Below are 24242 nucleotides of genomic sequence, written 5' to 3'. Positions count from 1 at the left end.
CAAAATCGCGGGAACCGGCGCCGGGAGAGCACGGACCGTGCAGCCGCGCCACGGCCGCCGGCTGCCGCGCCCGCGCGGGCGGGCTGTACACGGCGCGCACCGCGGCACCGTTGCGGTGCATGCGGGCTACCGATTGGCCGGTCTGGGGCGACCGACTTCCGGGTATAATTACGGCCTTCCTTTCGCCCCACGTCGCCACTTCGCGCGACTCATCGACGTCAGTCCAGCCCATGGCTCACTTCTCGTGTTTTCCCGGCGCTTCGGCCCTCTCCGATTTCCGTCAAACCCGTCTGCTCGACACGCTCAAGCAAATCGACGCCAACATCGTCGCGGTGCGCGGGCAGTTCCTGCACTTCGTCAATGCGGCCGAGCCGCTGTCGGCCGACGACAGCGCGCGCATCGACGCGCTGATGCACTACGGCGCGCCGTTCGAGCCGGCGGCCGAGAAGGGCACGGCCGAGACCTTCGTCGTGCTGCCGCGTTTCGGCACGGTCTCGCCGTGGGCGAGCAAGGCGACCGACATCGCGCAGCACTGCGGCCTCACGCAGGTGCGCCGCATCGAGCGCGGTGTCGAATTCACGGTCACGCTGAAGTCGGGCCTGCTCGGCGGCAAGAAGGCGCTGTCGGACGACGCGCGCGCAGCCGTGGCGGCCGCGCTGCATGACCGGATGACCGAAAGCGTGGTCGCGGCTCGCGACGACGCGAAGCACCTGTTCGACGAACTGCCGGCCAAGCCGCTCGCACGCGTCGACGTGCTGGGCGTCGGCCGCAGCGCGCTCGAACGCGCGAACGTCGAGCTGGGCCTCGCGCTCGCCGACGACGAGATCGATTACCTGGTCGACGCGTTCCGCAAGCTCGAACGCAACCCGACCGACGTGGAACTGATGATGTTCGCGCAGGCGAACAGCGAGCACTGCCGCCACAAGATCTTCAACGCGCAGTGGACGATCGACGGCGAGGCGCAGGACATGTCGCTGTTCGCGATGATCCGCAACACCGAGAAGCTGAACCCGCAGGGCACGATCGTCGCGTATTCGGACAACTCGTCGATCATGGTCGGCGCCGAAGCCGAACGCTGGTTCCCGCGCAACGCAGGCGCGGCCGGCGAGCCGGGTGAACGCTATGGCCGCCACACCGAGCTCACGCACACGCTGATGAAGGTCGAGACGCACAACCACCCGACGGCGATCTCGCCGTTCCCGGGTGCGGCGACCGGCGCGGGCGGCGAGATCCGCGACGAAGGCGCGACGGGCCGCGGTGCGCGCCCGAAGGCCGGCCTCACGGGCTTCACCGTGTCGAACCTCGATCTGCCCGACGCACGCCAGTCGTGGGAAAACGCGCGCGACGCGGCCCAGCCGGTCGGCGAGCGCAACCCGAACGAGCAGCACGGCCCGTACGGCCGCCCCGACCGCATTGCGTCGCCGCTGCAGATCATGATCGACGGCCCGCTCGGCGGCGCCGCGTTCAACAACGAATTCGGCCGTCCGAACCTCGGCGGCTATTTCCGCGTGTACGAGCAGAACGTCGGCGGGAAGGTGCACGGCTATCACAAGCCGATCATGATCGCGGGCGGTCTCGGCAACATCGCCGACCAACATACGCACAAGCACGACGTGCCGGCCGGCTCGCTGCTGATCCAGATCGGCGGCCCGGGCATGCGGATCGGGATGGGCGGCGGCGCCGCGAGCTCGATGGCGACCGGCGCGAACACGGCCGAACTCGACTTCGACTCGGTGCAGCGCGGCAACCCGGAAATCGAGCGTCGCGCACAGGAAGTGATCAACGGCTGCTGGCAGCTCGGCGCGGAAAACCCGATCCTGAGCATCCACGACGTCGGCGCGGGCGGCCTGTCGAATGCGTTCCCCGAGATCGTCGACGGGGCGGGCAAGGGCGCGCGCTTCGAGCTGCGCAAGGTCGCGCTCGAGGAATCGGGCCTGTCGCCGCGCGAAATCTGGTCGAACGAAGCGCAGGAGCGCTACGTGCTGGCGATCGCGCCGGCCGACCTGCCGCGCTTCGAGGCGATCTGCGCCCGTGAGCGCTGCCCGTTCGCGGTGGTCGGTGTCGCGACCGACGAACGCCAGTTGAAGCTCGTCGACGACGAAGCGACGGGCGCCGACGAATACCCGGTCGACATGCCGATGGAAGTGCTGCTCGGCAAGCCGCCGCGCATGCATCGCGACGTCACCCGCGTTACGACCGAGCGTGCGCCGGTCGACGTGACGGGCATCGCCTTGTCGGCGGTCGCGGTCGACGTGCTGAAGCACCCGACGGTCGGCAGCAAGTCGTTCCTGATCACGATCGGCGACCGCTCGGTCGGCGGCACGTCGGTGCGCGACCAGATGGTCGGCCCGTGGCAGGTGCCGGTGGCCGACTGCGCGGTCACCGCGCTCGACTACGCGGGCTTCAAGGGCGAGGCGATGACGATGGCCGAGCGCACGCCGCTCGCCGTGATCAATGCGCCGGCATCGGGCCGCATGGCGGTCGGCGAGGCGATCACGAACATCGCGAGCGCGCCGATCGCGTCGCTCGACAAGCTGAAGCTGTCGGCGAACTGGATGGCGGCATGCGGCACGGCCGGCGAGGACGCCGCGCTGTTCGACACGGTCAAGGCGATCGGCATGGAGCTGTGCCCGGCGCTCGGGATCGGCATCCCGGTCGGCAAGGATTCGCTGTCGATGAAGACGAAGTGGGACGAGCAGGGCGTCGCGAAGGAAGTGGTGTCGCCGGTGTCGCTGATCATCTCCGCGTTCGCGCCGGTCGAGGACGTGCGCCGTCACCTGACGCCGCAACTGCGCCGCATCGCCGACGCGGGCGACAGCGTGCTGATCGCGATCGATCTCGGCCGCGGCAAGAACCGGATGGGCGGCAGCATCTTCGCGCAGGTCACGCAGCAGGTCGGCGACACGACGCCGGACGTCGACGATGCGGAAGACCTGAAGCGCTTCTTCAACGCGATCCAGTCGCTCAATGCGCAAGACAAGCTGCTGGCCTACCACGACCGCTCGGACGGCGGCCTGTGGGCGACGGTGTGCGAAATGGCGTTCGCGGGCCACGCGGGCGTGTCGCTGAACGTCGACATGCTGACGCTCGACCCGAATCACGAATCCGACTACGGCGACGCGAAGGACTGGGCGAAGCAGACGAGCGGCCGCCGCGAGGATCGCACGCTGCGCGCGCTGTTCTCCGAGGAACTCGGCGCCGTCGTGCAGGTGCGTGCGACCGATCGCGACGCGGTGCTCGGCGCGCTGCGCGAGTTCGGCCTGTCGGCGTGCTCGCACGTGATCGGCTCGGTCAACGATCGCGACGTGATCGAGGTATACCGCGACGCGAAGAAGATCTTCGACGCACCGCGCACCGAACTCCATCGCGCATGGAGCGAAGTGAGCTGGCGCATCGCGCGCCTGCGCGACAACCCCGCGTGTGCGGATGCCGAATACGACGCACTGCTCGACGCGGCCGATCCGGGCATCTCGCCGGTGCTGAGCTTCGATCCGGCCGACGACATCGCCGCGCCGTTCATCGCGACGGGCGCACGGCCGCGCGTCGCGATCCTGCGCGAGCAGGGCGTGAACTCGCATCTGGAAACGGCCTACGCGTTCGACCGCGCGGGCTTCGATGCACACGACGTGCACATGAGCGACCTGCTCGCCGGCCGTGCCACGCTCGCCGATTTCGCGGGTGCGGTCGCATGCGGCGGCTTCTCGTACGGCGACGTGCTGGGCGCGGGCGAAGGCTGGGCGAAGACGATCCGCTTCAACGCGAACCTCGCCGACATGTTCTCGGCCTTCTTCGCACGTCCCGACACGTTCGCGCTCGGCATCTGCAACGGTTGCCAGATGCTGTCGAGCCTCGCGTCGATGATCCCGGGCGCGGATGCGTGGCCGAAGTTCACGCGCAACAAGTCCGAGCAGTTCGAGGCGCGCTTCTCGTTCGTCGAAGTGGAGAAATCGCCGTCGATCTTCTTCGCGGGGATGGAAGGCTCGCGGATTCCGGTCGCGGTCGCGCACGGCGAAGGCTATGCGGACTTCTCGCAGCAGGGCGACATCGATCGCGTCGCGGTCGCGATGCGTTTCGTCGACCACCGCGGCGAAGCGACCGAGCGCTATCCGTTCAACCCGAACGGCTCGCCGGCCGGCATCACGTCGGTCACGACGGCCGACGGCCGCTTCTCGGTGCTGATGCCGCACATGGAGCGTGTGCATCGCACGGTCGCGATGAGCTGGCACCCGGAAAGCTGGGGTGAAGCGAGCCCGTGGATGCGCGTGTTCCGCAACGCGCGCCGCTGGATCGGCTGATCGGAATGATGTTCGATCCGCACGCACCGGTCGAGGTCGTCACGCTGCGCGATGAGCGTGCCAGCGAGGCCGACGCGATCGGCCGCGTGATCGTCGCCGCGTTCGCGGGCGAGCCGGAAGGCGGCCAGTTCGAACGGCGGATCGTCGATACGCTGCGTGCCGACGGTGCGTTGAGCGTCTCGCTCGTCGCGGAGCGCGACGGCCGCCTGATCGGGCACGTTGCGTTCTCGCCGGTGTCGATCGGTGGCGAACCGTCCGGCAGCCAGGGCTGGTACGGGCTGGCGCCGCTCGCGGTGCTGCCCGATTGCCAGCGGCAGAGCATCGGTGCGGGGCTGGTGCGCACGGGGCTCGACGCGTTGCGCCGGCTTGGCGCGCGCGGTTGCGTGCTGCTCGGCGAACCCGCGTACTACACGCGGTTCGGCTTTGCGCCATCCGGCGACATTGTGTTCCCGGGCGTGCCGCCCGGGTATTTCCTCGCGCTGTCGCTCGACGATTCGGCGCCGCGGCCGTCAGGTGACGTTCGCTATCACGACGTGTTCCATCCTGCCTAGCCTGCCGCGCTTGCGGTGCGCGCGAATCCGGCACGGGAAAGGCCGCTCTTCGGAGCGGCCTTTTTCTTTTGCCGGGCTGCCAGCGAAGCGCATCGTGACTCGTCCGCAGGCAGTGTGCGCGGGCAATAAAAAACCGCTCCGAAGAGCGGCTTTTCGAGGCGCGTGTGGCGCGTGCCGGCGTTACTTGACCGTTGCCTGCTGGCGCAGACCTTCCTCGAACGCCTGCAGCTTCTGCTGCACGAGCTGCTGCGCGATCTGCTGCTTCACCTGCTCGAGCGGCGGCGGGGCGATGTCGCGGATGTCGTCGACGCGGATGATGTGCCAGCCGAACTGCGTCTTCACCGGCGTGTCGGTCATCTGGCCTTTCTGCAGCTTCTGCGCGGCCGCCGCGAATTCCGGCACGTACGCCTTCGGGTCGGACCAGTCGAGATCGCCGCCGTTCTTGCCCGAACCCGGATCCTTCGAGTATTGCTTCGCGAGATCCTCGAATTTCGCGCCGGCCTTGATCTTCGCGATCAGGTCCTTCGCCTGCTGCTCGTCGCTGACGAGGATGTGGTGCAGGTGGTATTCGCGATTGCCGCCGGCGCCCTTGACGAGGTCGTCGTAGCGCGCCTTCACTTCGGCGTCGGTCGGCTGGTTCTTCTTCAGGAAGCTCTCGATCATCGAACGCAGCACGACGGTCTGCTGCGCGACGGCGACCTGCGCCTTCACGTCCGGACGGTTCGGGATGCCTTCACGGATCGCTTCCTGCATCAGGATTTCGCGGTTCACGAGTTCCTGGCGCACGGCCTGCTGCAGTTGCGGGCTGTCGGTCTGGCCTTGCTGGACGAGCTGAGCCACCATCGCGTCGGCGCGCGACTTCGGAATCGGCGTGCCGTTGACGACGGCGATGTTCTGGGCAAATGCCGGTGCCGCTGCAAAAGCAGCCGCCGCGACCCACAGGCGGGGGGATTTCAGGATCATCGGGAATTCCTAATGAGACTAGATTGAAGATTCGTTGAATTCTTCGGGCGTGTAAGCCACGATCGCGAGCGCGTGAATGCCGCGCTGCATCGCATCAGCGAGCGCATCATACACCAGCCGGTGCCGCGCGACGCGCGGCTTGCCCGCGAAGGCGGCCGACACGATCGTGACCGTGAAATGGCCGCCGGCGGACGCGCCGGCGTGGCCCGCGTGCTGTGCGCTGTCGTCGCGCACGGTGAGCGACAGCGGGGCGAGCGCCGCGGTGAGGCGCGCTTCGATCAGCGCGATGCGCTCGTCGGGCGACGCGTGGAGAAAGGCGTCCGTCATGTCACTCGTCCTTCAGGTATTTCGTGAGCCACAGGCTCTGCAGGATGATGAATACGACCATCGCGCCCGTCGTGCCGAACAGCTTGAAGTTCACCCATTGCGATTCGGTGAAGTTGTGCACCACGTACAGGTTCGCGACACCGAGCACCGCGAAGAACAGCGCCCAGGCGACGTTCAGCTTGTCCCACACGGGGTGCGGCAGCGTGAGCTGCTTGCCCATCATCTTCTCGATCAGGTTGTTGCCGAACGCATAGCGCGCGGCGAGCAGCCCGATCGCAAACAGCCAGTACAGCACAGTCGGTTTCCATTGAATGAATTTCTCGTCATGCAGGACGAGGGTGGCGCCACCGAAAACGACGATCACGCCGAGGCTGACCCACAGCATCGTGTCGACCTTCCGGTGCCGGAAGGCAACCCAGGCGACCTGGGCCAGCGTCGCGACGATCGCGACGGCGGTGGCGGTAAAGATGCCCCAGACCTTGAAGGCGGCAAAAAACAGGATGATCGGAAACAGATCGAACAGGAATTTCATGGCGCTCGCAGCTGCGTGAAAGGCCGCTTGCGCGGCCTTTCACCGTTGTAGGGACCCGCCAGGCACCGCCGGAGCGGATCGGGGCGGCGGCGCGAGGGGCGCCCCGCGGATCCGCCCGGCGCCGCTCATTCGTTTTCGGGTCGGGACTCGAAGTTTAACGCAGCCGAATTGATGCAGTACCGCAAACCGGTCTTGTCGCGCGGGCCGTCCTCGAAGACGTGGCCGAGATGCGCGCCGCAGTGGTTGCAGCGCACCTCGACGCGCACCATCCCGTGCGAGTAGTCGACCTTTTCGTCGATCACCTCGCCGTTGAGCGGCTTGAAGTAGCTGGGCCAGCCGCAGCCCGAATGGAACTTGGCGCCGGACTCGAACAGCGGCGTGCTGCAGACGACGCATTTGTAGATGCCGTCGTCTTCGGTGTCGGTGTATTCGCCGGTGAACGCACGCTCGGTGGCCGCATGCTGCGTGACTTCGTACTGCATCGGCGTGAGCCGGCGGCGCAGCTCGGCGTCGTCCTTCTCGTACGGGAAGGTCTTGTCGTCGGAATCGTGGGACATGTGGGGTTCTCCTGATCGGTCGGTCGATACGCGCGGGTCGGGGCTCAGGACGAGCAGCTCACTTCGAGCGACCCGGCCCAGTCGGGCGGCAACGCCGCGTACGCTTCATGCTCCGGTTGTTCGTCGAACGGGCGGCGCAGGATCTGCGCGAGCCGCTCGACCTCCGAAAAATCCTTCTCCTTCGCGCGCCGGATCGCGACTTCGGCCAGATGGTTGCGCAACACGTATTTCGGGTTCACGCGGTTCATCGCGGCGGCACGTGCCGCGTCGTCGCGTGTTTCCTCGGACAGCCGCGCGCGGTAGAGGTTCGCCCACGCATCGAACGCGTCGCGGTCGATGAACAGGTCGCGCACGGGCGCGTCGCGGCTCGCGTCGTGCTTCGAGACCTGCGCGAGCCGGCGGAACGTCAGCGTGAAATCCGCGTGGCTCGCATGCATCGTCTCGAGCAGCTTGTTGGCGAGCTCGGCATCGTTCTCGCGTTCGAGCGCCAGGCCGAGCTTCGCGCGCATCGCACGTTCGAGCGCGGGGCCGAAACGGTCCGGGAACGTCGCGAGCACGGCCTGCGCGTCCTCCACCGCACGCTCGGCGCGCGCGTCGTCGTCGGCGATGCCGTGCTGCAGGCCGATCAGCGGCAGCAGCGCCTGCGCGAGGCAATAGCAGTTCCAGTGCGCGATGCGCGGCTGCATCCGGTATGCATAGCGGCCGCTCGTATCCGAGTGGTTGCAGATGTGGTTCGCGTCGAACGCGTCGACGAAGCCGAACGGGCCGTAGTCGATCGTCACGCCGAGGATCGACATGTTGTCGGTGTTCATCACGCCGTGGCAGAACCCGACGGCCTGCCACTGCGCGACGAGGTCGGCCGTGCGCAGCGTCGCGGCTTCGAGCAGCGCGAGGTACGGATCGTCGACGTGGCGGCAATCCGGATAGAAGCGGTCGATCACGTGATCGGCGAGCTGGCGCAGCAGGTCGGGGCGATCGTTCGAGAAGAAGTGCTCGAAGTGGCCGAAGCGCACGAAGCTCTCCGACACGCGCGTGACGACGGCCGACGTCTCGATCTCCTCGCGCACCACCGGCTGGTCGGAACCGATCACCGTCAGTGCGCGCGTGGTCGGGATGCCGAGGTGATGCATCGCTTCCGAGCACAGGAATTCGCGGATCGACGAGCGCAGCACCGCGCGGCCGTCACCCATTCGCGAGTACGGCGTGCGGCCGCTGCCTTTCAGCTGCAGCTCGTAGCGGCGGCCGTCCGTGCCGGTGCGCTCGCCGATCGTCAGCGCGCGGCCGTCGCCGAGCTGGCCGGCCCACACGCCGAACTGGTGGCCGGAATATACCGCTGCATACGGCATCGCGTGCGCGGGCCAGTCGCGTGTCGGGTTGCCGGCGAACAGCTCGGCGAAGCCGGGCTGCGCGGCGATCGACGGCGGCAGGTCGAGCAGTTGCGCGACTTCGTCGGAAAAGCCGACGACATACGGCGCGGCAAGCGGCGCGGCCGGCAGCCGCGTATGAAACGCGTCGCCGAGCGTGACGAACGCGCCAGTGGCGGGCTCGCCGAGCGTGGCGGCGAGGTCGGGGAGGGTGTCAGCCGGATCGGCTGCGCTTCGGGAAAACGACATGTTGAGCGCCTCTGGGTAAGCCGATATTGTAAGGCGGCGTCGCGCCGCCCGCATGGTGGCCCGCGTACCGTGCGCCACGCCCGTCCGGGGCCGCTGACGGGCGCGCCGCAGAGGCACCGATTCGCATCCTCACGGAGAACGAGACGATGGGTAAGCCGTTGCTGGGCCAGATGATGGACATGCCGTTGCTGGTGTCCTCGCTGATTTCTCACGCCGCGCGGCACGCCGGCGATACGGAGATCGTGTCGAAGCGCGTGGAAGGCGATCTGCATCGCTACACGTACCGCGACTGCGAACGCCGCGCGAAGCAGCTGGCGCAGGCGCTCGCGCGGCTCGGCGTCGAAACCGGCGATCGCGTCGGTACGCTGGCGTGGAACGGCTACCGGCATCTGGAAGCCTATTACGGGATCGGCGGCATGGGTGCCGTGTGCCACACGATCAACCCGCGCCTCTTTCCCGAGCAGATCGCGTACATCGTCAATCACGCGGAAGACCGCTACGTCTTCTTCGACATCAATTTCGCGCCGCTCGTCGAGGCCATCGCGCCGCAATGCCCGCACGTGAAGGGCTGGGTCGCGATGACGGACGCCGCGCACCTGCCGTCCGGCACGACGCCGTTCCTCTGCTACGAAACGCTCGTCGAAGCGGAGGACGGCCGCTACGACTGGCCGCGCCTCGACGAGCAGCAGGCGTCGGGGCTGTGCTACACGTCGGGCACGACCGGCAACCCGAAGGGCGTGCTGTATTCGCACCGCTCGACCGTGCTGCATGCGTACGGCGCCGCGCTGCCCGACGCGATGAACCTGTCCGCGATGGACGCCGTGCTGCCAGTCGTGCCGATGTTCCACGTCAACGCATGGGGGCTGCCGTACGCGGTGCCGCTCACGGGCGGCAAGCTGGTGCTGCCCGGCAAGGATCTCGACGGGAAATCGCTGTACCAGCTGATGGAGGCCGAGCGCGTGACGTTTTCCGCGGGCGTGCCGACCGTGTGGCTCGGCCTGCTCAACTACATGCGCGAGGCCGGCGTGCGCTTCTCGACGCTGAACCGCACGGTGATCGGCGGCTCCGCGTGCCCGCCCGCGATGCTGCGCACCTTCGAGGACGAATACGGCGTGCGCGTGATCCACGCATGGGGGATGACCGAACTGTCGCCGCTCGGCACGCTCGCGAAGCTCAACTGGGCGCAGTCGCAGCGGCCGCTCGACGCGCAGCGCAAGCTGCTCGAGAAGCAGGGGCGCGTGATCTGCGGCGTCGACATGCGCATCGTCGGCGAGGACGGCCACGAACTGCCGTGGGACGGCGTCGCGTTCGGCGAACTGCAGGTGCGCGGCCCGTGGGTGATCGATCACTACTTTCGCGGCGAATCGTCGCCGCTGTCGGACGGCTGGTTCCCGACCGGCGACGTCGCGACGATCGACCCCGACGGCTTCCTGCAGATCACCGATCGCAGCAAGGACGTGATCAAGTCGGGTGGCGAGTGGATCAGCTCGATCGACATCGAGAACGTCGCGATCGCGCACCCGGGCGTGGCCGAGGCCGCCTGCATCGCCTGTGCGCACCCGAAATGGACCGAGCGCCCGCTGCTCGTCGTGGTGCCGCGCGAAGGGGCGAACCTGAGCCGCGACGCGCTGCTCGCGTTCTACGAAGGCAAGGTCGCGAAATGGTGGATTCCCGACGACGTCGTGTTCGTCGAATCGCTGCCGCACACCGCGACCGGCAAGCTGCAGAAGCTGAAGCTGCGCGAGACGTTCCGCGACTACGTGTTGCCGACGGCGGTCTGCGAGCCGTAACGCCGGCCCGGGCCGGACGCGGCGCGTGACGCGGTCGCCCGATCCGTCCCCGGATCAGGCGACCGGCATCGGCAACAAAATTCAAATTGAACGACCGTGCTTTTTCGTTGTATGCTGACTCCGTTCATCAGGACATGCGGCTGTTCGACCGCGCACAATGAAGCGCAGCCACCCCGGCGCGCGATGCATGGAGGCAGGCAGAGATGGCAGTGGATTACTCGACTCGTGACGGCGTGGCCGTCCTTACGCTCAACAATCCGCCCGTCAACGGGCTCGGCCTGTCGACCCGTCAGGGCGTCATGGACGCGCTCGATCGCGCCGCGCAGGACCCGTCGGTCACGGCCATCGTGCTGACCGGCGCGGGACGCGCATTCTCGGGCGGCGCCGACATCACCGAATTCAATACGCCGAAGGCATTGCAGGAGCCGACGCTGCACACCGTGATCCGCGCGGTGGAGACGAGCGCGAAGCCCGTCGTCGCGGCGCTGCACAGCGTCGTGATGGGCGGCGGCCTCGAGCTCGCGCTCGGCGCGCACTACCGCATTGCCGCGCCCGGCACGCAGGTCGCGTTGCCTGAAGTCAAGCTCGGCCTGCTGCCGGGCGCGGGCGGCACGCAGCGCCTGCCGCGTGCGGTGGGGCTCGAAACCGCGCTGAACATGATCGTGTCGGGCGCGCCCGTGCTGTCGGAGCAACTGGCGAAGAGCGGGCTGTTCGATGAAATGGCCGACGGCGACCTGCTCGACGCGGCCGTCGCGTTCGCCCGCAAGGTCGGCGCGCAGAAGCGGCCGCATCCGCGCGTGCGCGATCGCAAGATCGTCCATGAGAACGCCGCGGGTTTCATCCAGTTCGCGCGCAATTCCGCGAAGGCCGCCGCACCGAATTTCCCGGCACCGCACAAGTGCATCGACGCGATCGAGGCCGGCGTGCTGCACGGCTTCGACAAGGGCAGCGTTGCCGAGCGCGAGGGTTTCGTCGCGCTGATGATGACGCCGGAAAGCCGCGCGCTGCGGCACGCGTTCTTCGGCGAGCGTGCCGCGAGCAAGATTCCCGACGTGCCGGCCGATACGCCGCTGCGCGAGATCCGCCGCGTCGGCGTGATCGGCGCGGGCACGATGGGCGGCGGGATCGCGATGAACTTCGTCAACGCGGGGCTGCCCGTCACGCTGCTCGAGACGAAACAGGATGCGCTCGAGCGCGGCGTCGCGACGATCCGCAAGAACTACGACGCGCAGGTGAAGAAGGGCAAGCTCTCGCAGGAGAAGCTCGACGCGCGCATGGCGCTGATCACGCCGACGCTGTCCTATGACGACCTGAAGGACGCCGACCTGATCGTCGAGGCCGTGTTCGAGGAACTCGGCGTGAAGGAGCAGGTGTTCAAGAAGCTCGACGAAGTCGCGAAGGCGGGCGCGATCCTCGCGTCGAACACGTCGACGCTCGACGTCGACAAGATCGCGGCGTTCACGAAGCGTCCGCAGGACGTCGTCGGCATGCACTTCTTCAGCCCGGCGAACGTGATGAAGCTGCTCGAGGTCGTGCGCGGCGCGCAGACCGCGAAGGACGTGCTCGCCACCGTGATGGCCGTCGCGAAGAAGATCCGCAAGACGGCGGTCGTGTCGGGCGTGTGCGACGGCTTCATCGGCAACCGGATGATCGAGCAGTACATCCGCCAGGCGCTCTTCATGCTCGAGGAAGGCGCGCTGCCCGCGCAGGTCGATCGTGCGATCGAGAAATTCGGTTTCGCGATGGGCCCGTTCCGGATGAGCGACCTCGCCGGCAACGACATCGGCTGGGCGATCCGCAAGCGCCGCTACGTCGAGCAGCCCGATCTCCATTACTCGAAGATTGCCGACCGCCTGTGCGAGCAGGGCCGCTTCGGCCAGAAGACGGGCGCGGGCTGGTACGACTATGTGCCGGGCGATCGCAAGGCGAAGCCGTCGTCGCTCGTCGACGAGATGGTCGTCGCGTATTCGAAGGAGCGCGGTGTCGAGCGTCGCAAGATCGGCGACGACGAGATCGTCGAACGGCTCGTATTCGCGCTCGTCAACGAAGGCGCGAAGATCCTCGAGGAGAAGATCGCGTCGAAGGCGTCCGACATCGACATGGTCTACCTGACCGGCTATGGCTTCCCGCTGTGGCGCGGCGGCCCGATGCTGTACGCGGACGTGGTCGGCCTCTACAACGTCGAGCGCGCGATTCGCCGCTATGCGGCGGCACCGAACGGCGACGCATGGCAGCTCGCGCCGTCGATCGCGGAACTCGCGAAGGCCGGCCGCGGGTTCAACGGCTGACGCGCCGGATCGCGGCGCGACGCACACCCGGAGAAATGCAATGAAACGCACCGACGACGTACTGCTCGTGATCGACGTGCAATACGACTTCATGCCGGGCGGCGCGCTCGCGGTGCCGGACGGCGACGCGGTCGTGCCGGTGATCAACGCGCTCGCGCAACGCTTCGACCAGGTCGTGCTGACGCAGGACTGGCACCCGCGCGAGCACGTGTCGTTCGCGGCGAATCACCCGGGCCGCGAACCGTTCTCCACGCTCGCGTTGCCGTACGGCGAGCAGGTGCTGTGGCCCGTGCACTGCGTGCAGGACACCGACGGCGCGGCGCTGCATCGCGATCTCGACATCCCGCACGCGCGGCTCGTGATCCGCAAGGGCGGCGACGCGCAGGTCGACAGCTATTCCGCGTTCGTCGAAGCCGACCGCACGACGCGCACCGGGCTCGCGGGCTATCTGCGCGAGCTCGGCGCGAAGCGCGTGTGGTGCTGCGGGCTCGCGACCGACTATTGCGTCGCGTGGTCGGCGCTCGATGCGCGCGCGGCCGGTTTCGAAGCAGCGGTGATCAACGATGCGTGCCGCGCGATCGACCTGAACGGGTCGCTCGCCCACGCATGGCAGCAGATGCAGGCAGCGGGCGTCGCGCATGTGACGTCCGCGGGCGCGCGCCCGGCGGCGTAGCGCATTCCCTATCCGATTCAGGACATGAGCAGGACCGAAGGAGACTCGCATGACCGAAGCCGTAATCGTATCGACCGCCCGCACGCCGCTGGCGAAATCCTGGCGCGGTGCGTTCAACATGACGCACGGCGCGACGCTCGGCGGCCACGCGGTCGCGGCCGCTGTTGAGCGCGCGAAGCTCGACCCCGCGCGCGTCGAGGACGTGATCATGGGGTGCGCGAACCCCGAAGGCGCGACCGGCGCGAACATCGCGCGGCAGATCGCACTGCGCGCGGGGCTGCCCGTGACGGTGCCGGGGATGACGGTGAACCGTTTCTGCTCGTCCGGGCTGCAGACCATCGCGCTGGCCGCGCAGCGGATCATCGCGGGCGAAGGCGAAGTGTATGTCGCGGGCGGCGTCGAATCGATCTCGTGCGTGCAGAACGAGATGAACCACCACATGATCCAGGAAGGCTGGCTCGTCCAGCACAAGCCCGAGATCTACTGGAACATGCTGCAGACGGCCGAGAACGTCGCGAAGCGCTACGGCATCTCGAAGGAGCGGCAGGACGAGTACGGCGTGCAGTCGCAACTGCGCGCGGCGGCCGCACAGGAAGCCGGGCGTTTCCGTGACGAGATCGTGCCGATCACCGTGCTCGCGGGCGTGGCCGACAAGGCGACGGGTCGCCTGTTCACGAAGGAAGTGACGGTCTCGGCCGACGAAGGGATTCGCCCCGACACGACGCTCGAAGGCGTATCGAAGATCCGGTCGGCCGTGCCGGGTGGCGTGATCACCGCGGGCAACGCGAGCCAGTTCTCGGACGGCGCGTCGGCCTGCGTCGTGATGAGCGCCGACGCCGCGCAGCGCGAAGGGCTGCAGCCGCTCGGCGTGTTCCGCGGTTTCGCGGTGGCCGGTTGCGAGCCGGACGAGATGGGCATCGGCCCCGTGTTCGCGGTGCCCAAGCTGCTGAAGCAGGCAGGGCTGAAGGTCGACGATATCGGCCTGTGGGAGCTGAACGAAGCGTTCGCGGTGCAGGTGCTGTACTGCCGCGACACGCTCGGGATTCCTGAGGATCGTCTGAACGTGAACGGCGGCGCGATCGCGGTCGGCCATCCGTACGGTGTGTCAGGCGCACGCCTGACCGGCCATGCGCTGATCGAAGGCAAGCGGCGCGGCGTGAAGTACGCGGTCGTCACGATGTGCATCGGCGGTGGGCAGGGCGCGGCCGGCCTGTTCGAAATCCTCTGATCTTTGGCACGGAGCGGCCGCGGTTTCGCTTCGGCGAGACCGGCGGCCGCGACGCGAATCGGCGCGACTGATCCGCCATTCGAAACAATCGGGAAGCAAAAGGCATGCGCCCGGCAATGCCGTTTCCCCTTACTTGTCAAACGAATTGCCCCACCTATACTTGCTCTGACATTTGCCTTTCGGCACGATGGGCCGGATCGCGCGTCGTGCGATCCGTGCCGCGAAGGTTCGAACCAACGCAGCAGACCGACCGGGGACCGAATGAGTACGACCTATGCAGCCGGGGAACCGCCGCGCGTCGTCAGCGCGGCCGCAAGGCTCTACGCGAAATGCCTGCTGGTCGGATTCGCGTTGCTGCCCGCCTATCTGATCGCCTATCTGTGGTTCTTCAGCGATCCGCACGTCGTGTTCGAGAACCACGCGTTCCATGAAATCGCGATCGCCGCCGCGACCCTCGAAGGCGCGTTCGTCACCTACGTGACGTGGGTCTGCTACCGGTCGTCCGGCGAGCCGCTGCTGCGCTGGCTGACACTTGGCTTTCTCGGCTTCGCGATGATCTATGCGCTGCACGGTGGATTCACCGGGATGGCGCATCACAACATCTGGCTGTTCCTGCTGTACGGGCCCGCGTCGCGGCTCGTGATGTCGATCCTGCTGCTCACGGGCCTGCTGTCGTATTCGCGTCCGCCCGATCGCCTCGAGAAGCGCACGAGCGTGCGCACGTGGCTGCCGTGGATCGTGTTCTTCGTGATCGTCAACGTGGTCGTGGCGTACATCGCGTATTCGCCGGTCGCGGGCGCGCCGGGCACACGGCTGTCGATGGAAGGCGGCGCGCTCCTGTTCTCGCTGCTGAACGTCGCCGTGCTGCTCGCGCGGCGGATCCGCTCGCCGCTGATGGTGATCTACGGCGTGTCGATCATGGCGTTCGCGCTGTCGTCGCTCGCGTTCATTCTCGGCAAGCCGTGGAATCACATGTGGTGGCTCGCGCATGCGATTTTCGCCGGCGGCTTCTTCCTGCTCAGCTACGGTGTCGTGCAGGCGCTGCAGACGACGCGCTCGTTCTCGGCGATCTACAGCCAGGAAGACCTGATGAGCCGGCTGTCGGAATCGATGGCGCGCACCGAGAGTGCGCTGCAGGAGCTGCGGCGCACGAACCAGAAGCTCGAATACATGGCCGCGACCGATCCGATGACGGGCGCGTCGAACCGCCGGCAGTTCATCGCGCAGGTCGAGCGCGAGATGGTGCGGGCCGAGCGCGACGGCACGCCGTTCTGCCTGCTCGCGCTCGATCTCGACAATTTCAAGAACATCAACGATGCGTACGGGCATCAGATCGGCGACGAGGTGCTGCGCGGCGTGGTGCGCCAGTGCCTCGATGCGATCCGGCCGGCTGGCGGGCTCGCGCGGGTCGGCGGCGAGGAGTTCATGGCGCTGCTGCCGGACATGCCGCTCGAAGGCGCGCGGATGACGGCCGAACGCGTGCGCTCGTCGATCGCGAGTTCGCCGTTCGGGCTCGATTTCAAGCGCGTGCAGGTGACGGTCAGTGTCGGTGTCGCGCAATACGGGGCCGACGGCAGCACGGTCGATGCGTTGCTGCGTGTGGTCGACGAACGGTTGTACCAGGCGAAGCGGGAAGGGCGGAACCGGGTCGTGGCGCGGTGATACGGGTTCGCGCGGCACACGGGCGCGGGTGAACGGACGCGGAACATTCGGCCACCCGGGCGTACAACGACTGTGTCCAACGCCTCGATCTTTGACGAAGCCCCGGAGGCGGTCACGCCCCGGGGCTTTTGCATGCCCGGTCGGCACGCGACCGGCGACGCGCTACCGCGCTGCCAGCGCCGCCGCGTTCTGCTTCGGCTGCGCATCCTGCATCCGCTGCGACGCCTGCCACCAGTACTTGCCCGCGCGCTGCTGCGGATCGCGGATCGCGAGATACGTCGTACTCCAGAGCTGTGCCGCGTTCGCCTCGGTGGCGTCCGCGCTGCGCGTGCCGAATGCATCGGTCTGGTACTTGCCGTTCACGTAGGACCACGTCCACATCTCCGACGTGCGCATGTCGCGCCCGTTCGAGATCACCTGCCAGATCGTCTGCCGTGCCTGCGTGAGCAGCGTGCGCGTCGCGGCCGACAGGTCCTGGCGCGCGAGCTGGCGATCGAGCCCGGCCACCCACATCGCCTGCTGCCACGACCAGATCACCGTCCCGTGATACGCGGAGCTCGTGAATTTCGGCCACAGCGCCTGATTCGCATAGGCCGGGTTCGCGATCAGCATGCCGGCATCGGTCACGAGCCCGGTCGGAAACGGCCGCGTGACGTCGGTGACGATCCGCTGAAGCTCGTCGTCCGGCGGCGTGCCGAACAGCAGCGCGAAGCCGCCGTCCGAATTCATCACCGGAATCGGGTTGCCCTGCTGATCGAGCGACAGCGCGTAGAACGCCAGCGGCGTGCCCGGTGCGGCGCCGGCCGGCACGCCCGCGGACGGCGCATAGGCCGACACGTCGGTGGCTGCCTGTGCAGCCGGCACGCTGACCTGGAACAGCGGCGGCGCCTGCGTTTCCCATGTGGCCGCCTGGTTCGCCGTGTTGGCGAGCGTCGCGCGCTGCCCGGCATTCAGATACGGATCGAGCAGGCCGCGCGCGAGGAATGCGTTCGCCGCACGCAACGCGGCCGGCACGAGCACCGCGTTGACGTCATACGGATAGACGCCGCCGCCGAGCCCGTCGGTGCTGTCGCGCCAGTTGCCGACGATTTCGCCGGGCCGCAGGTGGATCAGGTTCGCGACCGTCGGCTGTTGCGCGAACGGCTGCGCGGTCGTCGCGACGTGCAGCAGGTTGACGACCAGGCGGCTGCCCAGGGTCTGCCCGTCGCTGCCGCGCTGCGCGAGATAGGCGGCCGCGCGGGCCTGGCCGCGCGTATCGTCGATCAGCCACGCGGCCGCGATCGGCGCGAGCAGGTAGTCGCTGTCGATCATCTTGTAGTCGTAGGTCGGCGTCGGATCGTTCGGCCGCCCGTTCTTCTGGTTGTCGACGAGGGCGAATTCGCCGATCCCTTCCTCGTGCGCGACCTTGCCGTCGGTCGACAGCCGGCTCAGCACCGACGACAGGCCGGCCTCGATCGCCGCGGGCTCGAGCACGGGCATCAGCATGCGGACCGAGATCAGCGTGTCGCGGCCGAAGTAGGTGTCGTACTGCCACGAGCCGGCCAGCAGCTTGTCGTGGAAGCTCAGGAATTCGAGCACGTTCTGGCTCACCGGGTCGGGGTTCACCGAGGGCGCGAGCAGGTCGGCGTGCGTGATCGGTGACAACGGCGTCTCGCCCGACAGCGCATCGACATGCAGCCGCAGCGTGTGCGAGCCCGCCGGTGCGCTCAGGACGAGCTTGCCGCCCGCTGCCGGCGCGATGCTGCCGCCGTCGCGCAGCGTGATGCGCAGTGAATAGCCGGGCGCGCCGTCGATCCGGTCGCGTTGCCATTGCGCGGCGCTGCCCTGGACCGTCGGTGCGGCGAGGATCTCCTGCGGAATCGTGGCGCCGCCGTTGAAGTCGCGCAGGAAGCGCACGTTGCTGAGCACGCCCTGCCGGATCGTCAGCGTGTTGGTGTCCACCGACACGTCGGCGCCGATGCCGTACAGCGGACGGCCGTGCGTGTCGGGCGCCGATAGCGCGGACGGCGGCGTGTCGAGGCTCCAGTTCACCGGCTGCGCGGTGTCGTCGAACCACAGCCCGGTGCCGCTGTTGCCGGCGGGGAAGACCACGAGCAGACGCGGCTTCGTCGACGAGCGCACCAGCAGGTGTGCGGCGACCTTGTCCTGCCGGTAGAACGCGTTGATCTGGCCGCCGGTGTCCATGCGGAACGACAGTGCGGCGTTGTTCGACGGCGGGGTGCTCGATTTGACGTCGTCGTCATTGCAGGCCGCGAGCAGGCCGGCGCAGATGAATCCGAGACACAGCGACTTCGCAAGGCGATGCATGTTGATGTCCCTCCTGCTGACTGGCGATTTTTATGAGAATTATCGAATGAGCGGGTGCTCGATCTGCTTCGTCCGGTATTGCGGAATTCCTGGGAAATTCGGAATTAATCCGGGCGTGCTTCTGGGGTGAATTGAATGGTAATTAACCGGTTGATGGTTAATGCCGGAATTGAAAGCAAAAGGACGCGCTGCCCCGGCCAGGCATGAAACACTTCTCTGTTGGCGTTCCGGTACCGTGCCGACATGAGGGCGTGCACGGCGTGAAAAACGAAACGTAAGCTGTCGTAGGGGATTCTAAAGTTCGGATAAAGTCGAAGTCAATAATGATTTGATGGTTTTCGAATAATGTTCCGGAATGATGTCGCAATTCTTGCTTGTTGGGTCGGTAAAATATGCGGTTTCACTGGGAAATGGAGATGTTCTGATTATCGAGTTTGATGAGAATCGATTGGCAATCGATGTCGGTATTGGTGATTGATTACGAACCGGGATTGAATGGTGGCGGTTTGCCTGTCGCCGTGTCTCGGGCGTGGATTCGGCGATACGGTGAGCAACCGGCGTTCCTGCGACCGAACCGGTGGGTGATCCCGAGAACCGGACTCCATGTGATCGCGTCAATGGCGCTGGCAAGTTTGGTAGTCTTGGAGACCGCTTCCGTTTACCGAATTGAAGCAATCGGCCATTGATGCGATTCGATATTCGTCGTTTGCGGGGCTGACGATCTTGCGACCGAGCGACTTTTCATCGATGGCCGATGGTGGTTGACCTCGCCTTCACTCCGGAGAATGCACCGTGCTGCACGTGCCCGACGATTCAGTGGTCGTATTGGTTGATTTTCAGACGCGGCTGATGCCGGTGATTCACGAAGGGTCATCCGTCGTCACGCAGGCAGTCCGACTTGCCCGTATTGCGCAAATACTCGGGGTGCCGGTGATGGGTACCGAGCAGAGCCCCGTCCAGTTGGGCCGGAACGTACCGGAGATCAAGGAGCTGTGCTCGCACACCGTCGTCAAGGACCATTTCGACGCGTGCGCGGAGGGCCTGGTCGAGGCCTTGCCGGACGGGCGCAACAGCGTCATCGTCGCCGGTTGCGAGGCGCACGTGTGCGTGTTGCAAACAGCGCTCGGGCTGTTGCGCAGCGGCCGCAAAGTCACGGTGGTCAGCGATGCCGTGGGGTCGCGTAGGACGATCGACCGGGACGCGGGGATCGCCCGGCTCGGGGCGGCGGGGGTGCAAATCGCGACGGTCGAGATGATCGGGTTCGAATGGCTGGGTTCCAGCCGCCATCCGCGTTTTCGCGAGGTGCTGCGCCTGATCAAGTGAGTCGCGGCGCTCGTGCGCTGACGGGAACAGCGTTTCCTGGAGCCGGATGCGCGAATCTCGGGATGTCGGCGCATTGGCGCCGTCAGGTTTGGCAGGCTGGCTGCCGGCGGTCGTGGGCAGAATCCTCGCGTCGGCGTGCGACACGGAGAAGAATCGTGCGTGAACGCCTGGTCGCGACCCTCCGAGCGCGCGACGACAGTTCTCGTCGAACTGTCGCGCCGGCTCGAAACCTCGCCGTCGTTGAGGGCGAGGTTTCTCGGCCGCCGACAGCGTTCAGGCCGCTGCCGCCTGATGCGCCGAGTCGCGCTGCTCGCCACCCAGGATATCGATGAGGCTGGCCAACATCCGCGCCAATTCACCGGTCATCAGCGTGACATCCGAGTCGAAGCGTTCATCGTCGTTCTGCGCGGTCGGATCCGCCGCTTCCTTGATCACGTCGAGCGGCGTCACGCGCTTGATCGTCAGCGACGGCGTCAGCACGAAGGAGATCCGGTTGTCCCAGGTCATCGCCAGGCGCATGCATTGCTTGCCGGCCTCGATGTGCCGGCGCATGTCGTTCGCTTCCAGCGCGTGGCCGACATATCGCACCGTGGCGCCGCCTTCGCCGCTCGAGCGCAATTCGGCGTCCTGGTCCACGGTGAATCCGCCCGGCGCCTCGCCGGACAACAGCCAATCCGTCATCGCGGCGACCGGCGACCGCACCACCTGAACACCGGCGAGCGGCAACTGATCGATCGATTTGACGAGCAGGCCGCGAACGTCGTCGGCAACAGCCTGTGAAGCCGCATCGATGACGAGCCAGCCGTTCACCGTATCGATCCACACGCGGGTATCGCGCTGAATGGTGAACGCGCGCGGGAGCAGTTCGTCGGTCACCTGTTCCTTGAGTTCGCGCATCTGCTTTCGTCCGACCTTGAAGCCCTGCTGCTCCTCGATTTCAAGCGCGCGGGCCTTGGTCACCTGGGTGACGACCGACGCCGGAAGCAGCTTCTTCTCGGCACGAAACGTCAGCAACATCTGCCGGTTGATCGAATACACGAGTGCGCCGTCGTCACGCGGCGACGCCCATCCATGACTCTGCATTTCGACGCTGGTGCCTGGCTGAAACGCGTGGGGCGCCAGCCATTTTTCCATCTGATCGGGGGTAACGGCCCAAGGTGCAGGAAGACGATGAAGCTGAAGGTTCTTGAACCACATAGGAGTACGGGCAAAGCGCACCATTCTATATGACGGTGATGCTTCGGGTGCGGATTCGGTTGCTCGAGGTGACGGTCCGATCGTTGATGGATGTCGTGCCGGGTAGGTGGACATCGCTCACCAAATTCGCCACGGAACGGGAGCGACGCCCTGCTCGAAAAGTTGCTTTGCCTTCGCCGATGGCAAGGAGATTCTCCGTCCCGACAATTCTGTACCTGGACGGCCAGAGCCTGGAGCAGGACGGATGCGCCAACAGATCCAGCCCATCGAAGTCGGCAAGTTTGGTAGGCTTGTCGTCTGCCTTCGCTGGTCGGAACTTGATGGCATCAAGTGGCACGGTGAAAAAGCGGGTATCGCCTTCGGGTGATCGAAACGATACCCGCTTTATTACCCGCATCTTGCTCGGCCGGATGCCACTTCCGGCGAACGCAAGCGAGCGGCCGAAGGGCGTAAGATGCCCGATTGGCAAGGGTGACAGGCAAATTGCCGAACCGGAACGAACAGGAGCAACCGAAGTGATCCGTCATATCGTCATGTGGAAGTTGAAAGAATCGGCCGAAGGCGCGACGCGCGCACAGAACGCGCTGAAGCTGAAGGAAAAGCTCGAAGGCTGCCGCGACCTCGTGCCGGGCACGCTGCAGATCGATGTCGGCGTGGCGACGCCCGGCCTCGACGCGACCGCCGACATCGTGCTGGTATCCGATTTCGCGGACAAGGCCGCACTCGATGCCTACCAGGTGCATCCGGTTCACCAGGAAGTGAAGAAATTCGTCGTCGCGGTGGCCGAATCGCGCGAGTGCGTCGACTACATCGTCGACAGCGCACGATGAGCGACGCGGCAACCCCGACGGACGGCCCGTCGATCGAAAGCCCGTTCGTCGACATGCTCGGCGTGCAGCTCGTGTCCGCGAAGGACGGCGCAAGCGAGATTGTGCTGCCGCTCGAAGAGCGGCACATGAACACGTGGAGCATCGCGCACGGCGGCGTGACGATGACGCTCGCAGATATCGCGCTCGCGATGGCCGCACGCAGCCTGACCGACGACGGTATCGGCGTCGTCACGGTCGAGATGAAGGTGAACTTCATGCAGCCGGGGCGCGGCGAGCTGCGCGCTTACGGGCGCGTGATGCATCGCTCGACGACGATGGCCTACTGCGAAGGCGAAGTGCGCGACAGCGACGGCAATTTCGTCGCGAAAGCGCTCGGCACGTTCAAGTACATGCGGCGGCTCGCGGTGGGCCGCGACATCAAGCGGCAACGTTCGCGCACGGCGCCGGACGCCCAGCCCGGCCCGAGCGACGCGTAGGCGCCCGGACGCACGGCGGCCCTGCCTCTTCACCGGCAGGGCCGTTTTGTTTTGCGGCGTGCATCGGCACACCGCGGAATGCCGCAACGCACGGCGCATCACGCCCGCCTGACGCGCGCATGGCATCATGCACGCTTGTCCGTTCACGGTGCCCCGCAGGCGCCGTCCTCACCGATGCCGCTGAATCCGAAGATCGCCCAGGTGCTCGACATGATCGAGCGCGCGAAACGTCCGTCCTATCACCACCAGACGCCGCAGCAGGCGCGCGCCGCGTACGAGAAGAGCGCGCCGATCCTCGACGTCGCCCCGGCGCCGATGCATTCGGTCGAGGCGTGCGTCGTGCCGACGCGCGACGGCCGTACGATCGGTGCGAGGCTGTACCTGCCGGTCGCGCCGAGCCTCGCGGAGCCGCTTCCCGCGCTCGTCTACTACCACGGCGGTGGCTTCACGGTCGGCAGCGTCGATACGCACGACGCGCTGTGCCGGATGTTCGCGCACGATGCGCAATGTGCGGTGCTGTCGGTCGGCTACCGGCTCGCGCCCGAACACAGGTTTCCGACGGCGGTGAACGATGCCGACGACGCGTTGCAATGGCTGCATCGCGAAGCGGCCACGTTCGGCATCGATGCCGAACGATTGGCCGTCGGCGGCGACAGCGCGGGCGGCACGCTCGCGACCGTCTGCGCGGTGCTCGCACGCGACGCAGGTATTCGCCTTGCGCTGCAAATGCTGATCTACCCGGGCGTGACGGGCTTCCAGGACACCGAATCGCACGCACGGCTCGCGAACGGCTACCTGCTGACACAGGACACGATCCAGTGGTTCTTCACGCAATACGTGCGCGATCGGGCGGACCGCGACGACTGGCGTTTCGCACCGCTCGACGGCACGCGCGATGCGCCGTCGTTCGCGGGCGTCGCGCCGGCGTGGATTGCGACGGCCGAATACGATCCGTTGAGCGACGAAGGCGCCGCGTATGCGGAGAAGTTGCGCGCGGCGGGAAACGCGGTCACGCTGGTCTGCTATCCGGGAATGATCCACGAATTCTTCAAGATGGGCGGCTACGTGCCCGAGGTGCGGGCCGCGCATGCCGACGCGGTCGCGGCGTTGAGGGCCGCATTCGACGACGTTTGACAACGTTTGACGGCGGTGGTTGAGCGGCGCATGCGCCGCATGGGGGCTGCGATGACGAACGGCGTGGTGGAAACGGGCGACTGGACGGTCCTGGGCGGCGACGCCGCGCGGATCCGCGACGCGGTGTTCGTGCGTGAGCAGCAGATACCGCCGGAATGGGAACTCGACGACGACGATCCGCTGTCGCTCCATGCGGTGGCGTACCGCGTCGATGCGGCGACCGGCGCGCGCCGCGCGGTCGCGACGGGGCGGCTGCTGCCGTCCGGCACGATCGGCCGCGTCGCGGTGCTGGCCGATGCGCGCGGGCAGGGCGTCGGATCAGCGGTGCTGAACGCGCTGCTGGAGGCGGCGCGGCGCCGCGGCGAAATCGTCGTACGGCTCTACGCGCAGGATTCGGCCGTGTCGTTCTACCTGCGGCACGGCTTCGCGGCGGTCGGTGAACCGTTCGTCGAAGCCGGTGTGCCGCACGTCGAGATGGCGCGCGCGCCGTAGCGCG

General features: G+C 66.9%; 20 protein-coding genes. 13 read left to right on the top strand and 7 right to left on the bottom strand.

Annotated features, from left to right (window positions below):
• The first annotated feature begins 230 nt into the window (after positions 1–230).
• Both purL and CFB39_RS10935 read left to right on the top strand, forming a co-directional pair.
• Positions 231–4295: a phosphoribosylformylglycinamidine synthase gene (gene purL / locus CFB39_RS10940; RefSeq protein ID WP_089473043.1), complete on the top strand. Its 4065-nt coding sequence runs from the start codon at positions 231–233 to the stop codon at positions 4293–4295.
• Between the two features lie 5 nt (positions 4296–4300).
• On the top strand, positions 4301–4846 hold the full coding sequence (locus tag CFB39_RS10935) for a GNAT family N-acetyltransferase (RefSeq protein ID WP_089473271.1): 546 nt from the start codon (positions 4301–4303) through the stop codon (positions 4844–4846).
• 180 nt (positions 4847–5026) lie between these two features.
• On the opposite strand, the gene CFB39_RS10930 is transcribed toward CFB39_RS10935, so the two are convergent.
• The 5 genes from CFB39_RS10930 to CFB39_RS10910 form a co-directional block, all read right to left on the bottom strand.
• Entirely contained in the window at positions 5027–5809 is a 783-nt protein-coding gene (locus CFB39_RS10930) for a peptidylprolyl isomerase (protein ID WP_089425616.1), read from the bottom strand.
• 18 nt (positions 5810–5827) lie between these two features.
• On the bottom strand, positions 5828–6136 hold the full coding sequence (locus CFB39_RS10925; protein WP_021163397.1) for a BolA family transcriptional regulator: 309 nt from the start codon (positions 6134–6136) through the stop codon (positions 5828–5830).
• A 1-nt stretch (position 6137) separates the two neighbouring features.
• Complete coding sequence (locus CFB39_RS10920; protein ID WP_011352350.1) at positions 6138–6668, bottom strand: septation protein A; 531 nt, start codon at positions 6666–6668, stop codon at positions 6138–6140.
• Between the two features lie 125 nt (positions 6669–6793).
• Positions 6794–7225: a peptide-methionine (R)-S-oxide reductase MsrB gene (gene msrB / locus CFB39_RS10915; RefSeq protein WP_046545914.1), complete on the bottom strand. Its 432-nt coding sequence runs from the start codon at positions 7223–7225 to the stop codon at positions 6794–6796.
• Between the two features lie 44 nt (positions 7226–7269).
• Positions 7270–8838 carry a YdiU family protein gene (locus CFB39_RS10910; RefSeq protein ID WP_089473042.1) on the bottom strand — a complete coding sequence of 523 codons (1569 nt, stop codon included), beginning with the start codon at positions 8836–8838 and terminating at the stop codon, positions 7270–7272.
• Positions 8839–8984: 146 nt separating this feature from the next.
• On the opposite strand from CFB39_RS10910, the gene CFB39_RS10905 reads away from it, so the two are divergent.
• From CFB39_RS10905 to CFB39_RS10885, 5 genes are all read left to right on the top strand, one after another.
• Positions 8985–10628, top strand: a complete 1644-nt coding sequence (locus CFB39_RS10905; protein ID WP_069248205.1) for a 3-(methylthio)propionyl-CoA ligase — start codon at positions 8985–8987, stop codon at positions 10626–10628.
• 203 nt (positions 10629–10831) lie between these two features.
• Positions 10832–12916, top strand: coding sequence for a 3-hydroxyacyl-CoA dehydrogenase NAD-binding domain-containing protein (locus CFB39_RS10900; protein ID WP_089473041.1), 2085 nt, complete (start codon positions 10832–10834; stop codon positions 12914–12916).
• 40 nt (positions 12917–12956) lie between these two features.
• Positions 12957–13589 (top strand): bifunctional nicotinamidase/pyrazinamidase, encoded by a 633-nt coding sequence (gene pncA, locus CFB39_RS10895; protein ID WP_046545910.1) that lies wholly within the window; start codon positions 12957–12959, stop codon positions 13587–13589.
• Positions 13590–13638: 49 nt separating this feature from the next.
• On the top strand, positions 13639–14817 hold the full coding sequence (locus CFB39_RS10890) for an acetyl-CoA C-acyltransferase (protein ID WP_069248202.1): 1179 nt from the start codon (positions 13639–13641) through the stop codon (positions 14815–14817).
• A gap of 261 nt (positions 14818–15078) precedes the next feature.
• Positions 15079–16479 carry a GGDEF domain-containing protein gene (locus tag CFB39_RS10885; RefSeq protein ID WP_089473040.1) on the top strand — a complete coding sequence of 467 codons (1401 nt, stop codon included), beginning with the start codon at positions 15079–15081 and terminating at the stop codon, positions 16477–16479.
• A gap of 162 nt (positions 16480–16641) precedes the next feature.
• Here the strand turns inward: CFB39_RS10885 and CFB39_RS10880 are convergent, their stop codons facing one another.
• Positions 16642–18786 (bottom strand): hypothetical protein, encoded by a 2145-nt coding sequence (locus CFB39_RS10880; protein WP_089473039.1) that lies wholly within the window; start codon positions 18784–18786, stop codon positions 16642–16644.
• Between the two features lie 792 nt (positions 18787–19578).
• On the opposite strand from CFB39_RS10880, the gene CFB39_RS10875 reads away from it, so the two are divergent.
• Positions 19579–20109: an isochorismatase family protein gene (locus tag CFB39_RS10875; protein WP_089473038.1), complete on the top strand. Its 531-nt coding sequence runs from the start codon at positions 19579–19581 to the stop codon at positions 20107–20109.
• Positions 20110–20382: 273 nt separating this feature from the next.
• Here CFB39_RS10875 and CFB39_RS10870 read toward each other — a convergent pair whose 3' ends face one another.
• Positions 20383–21306 (bottom strand): recombination-associated protein RdgC, encoded by a 924-nt coding sequence (locus CFB39_RS10870; RefSeq protein ID WP_089456365.1) that lies wholly within the window; start codon positions 21304–21306, stop codon positions 20383–20385.
• Between the two features lie 244 nt (positions 21307–21550).
• Between CFB39_RS10870 and CFB39_RS40790 the strand changes: the two genes are divergently transcribed.
• The 5 genes from CFB39_RS40790 (at position 21551) to CFB39_RS10850 (ending at position 24238) form a co-directional block, all read left to right on the top strand.
• Complete coding sequence (locus CFB39_RS40790; RefSeq protein ID WP_256991392.1) at positions 21551–21673, top strand: hypothetical protein; 123 nt, start codon at positions 21551–21553, stop codon at positions 21671–21673.
• A 148-nt stretch (positions 21674–21821) separates the two neighbouring features.
• Positions 21822–22136, top strand: coding sequence for a Dabb family protein (locus CFB39_RS10865; RefSeq protein ID WP_027787175.1), 315 nt, complete (start codon positions 21822–21824; stop codon positions 22134–22136).
• The gene (locus CFB39_RS10860) at positions 22133–22612 is read left to right on the top strand and encodes a PaaI family thioesterase (protein ID WP_046545900.1); all 480 of its coding nucleotides are present in this window, start codon (positions 22133–22135) and stop codon (positions 22610–22612) included. The genes CFB39_RS10865 and CFB39_RS10860 overlap by 4 nt, the downstream gene beginning before the upstream one ends.
• 174 nt (positions 22613–22786) lie before the next feature.
• Positions 22787–23746 carry an alpha/beta hydrolase gene (locus tag CFB39_RS10855; protein ID WP_089473037.1) on the top strand — a complete coding sequence of 320 codons (960 nt, stop codon included), beginning with the start codon at positions 22787–22789 and terminating at the stop codon, positions 23744–23746.
• A 51-nt stretch (positions 23747–23797) separates the two neighbouring features.
• Positions 23798–24238: a GNAT family N-acetyltransferase gene (locus tag CFB39_RS10850; RefSeq protein WP_069248160.1), complete on the top strand. Its 441-nt coding sequence runs from the start codon at positions 23798–23800 to the stop codon at positions 24236–24238.
• Positions 24239–24242: the final 4 nt, after the last annotated feature.

Source organism: Burkholderia sp. AU6039, assembly GCF_002223365.1.
GTDB lineage: Bacteria > Pseudomonadota > Gammaproteobacteria > Burkholderiales > Burkholderiaceae > Burkholderia.
The sequence above is the reverse complement of the archived record's forward strand: the minus strand, read 5'-3'. Positions and strand labels throughout refer to the sequence as shown.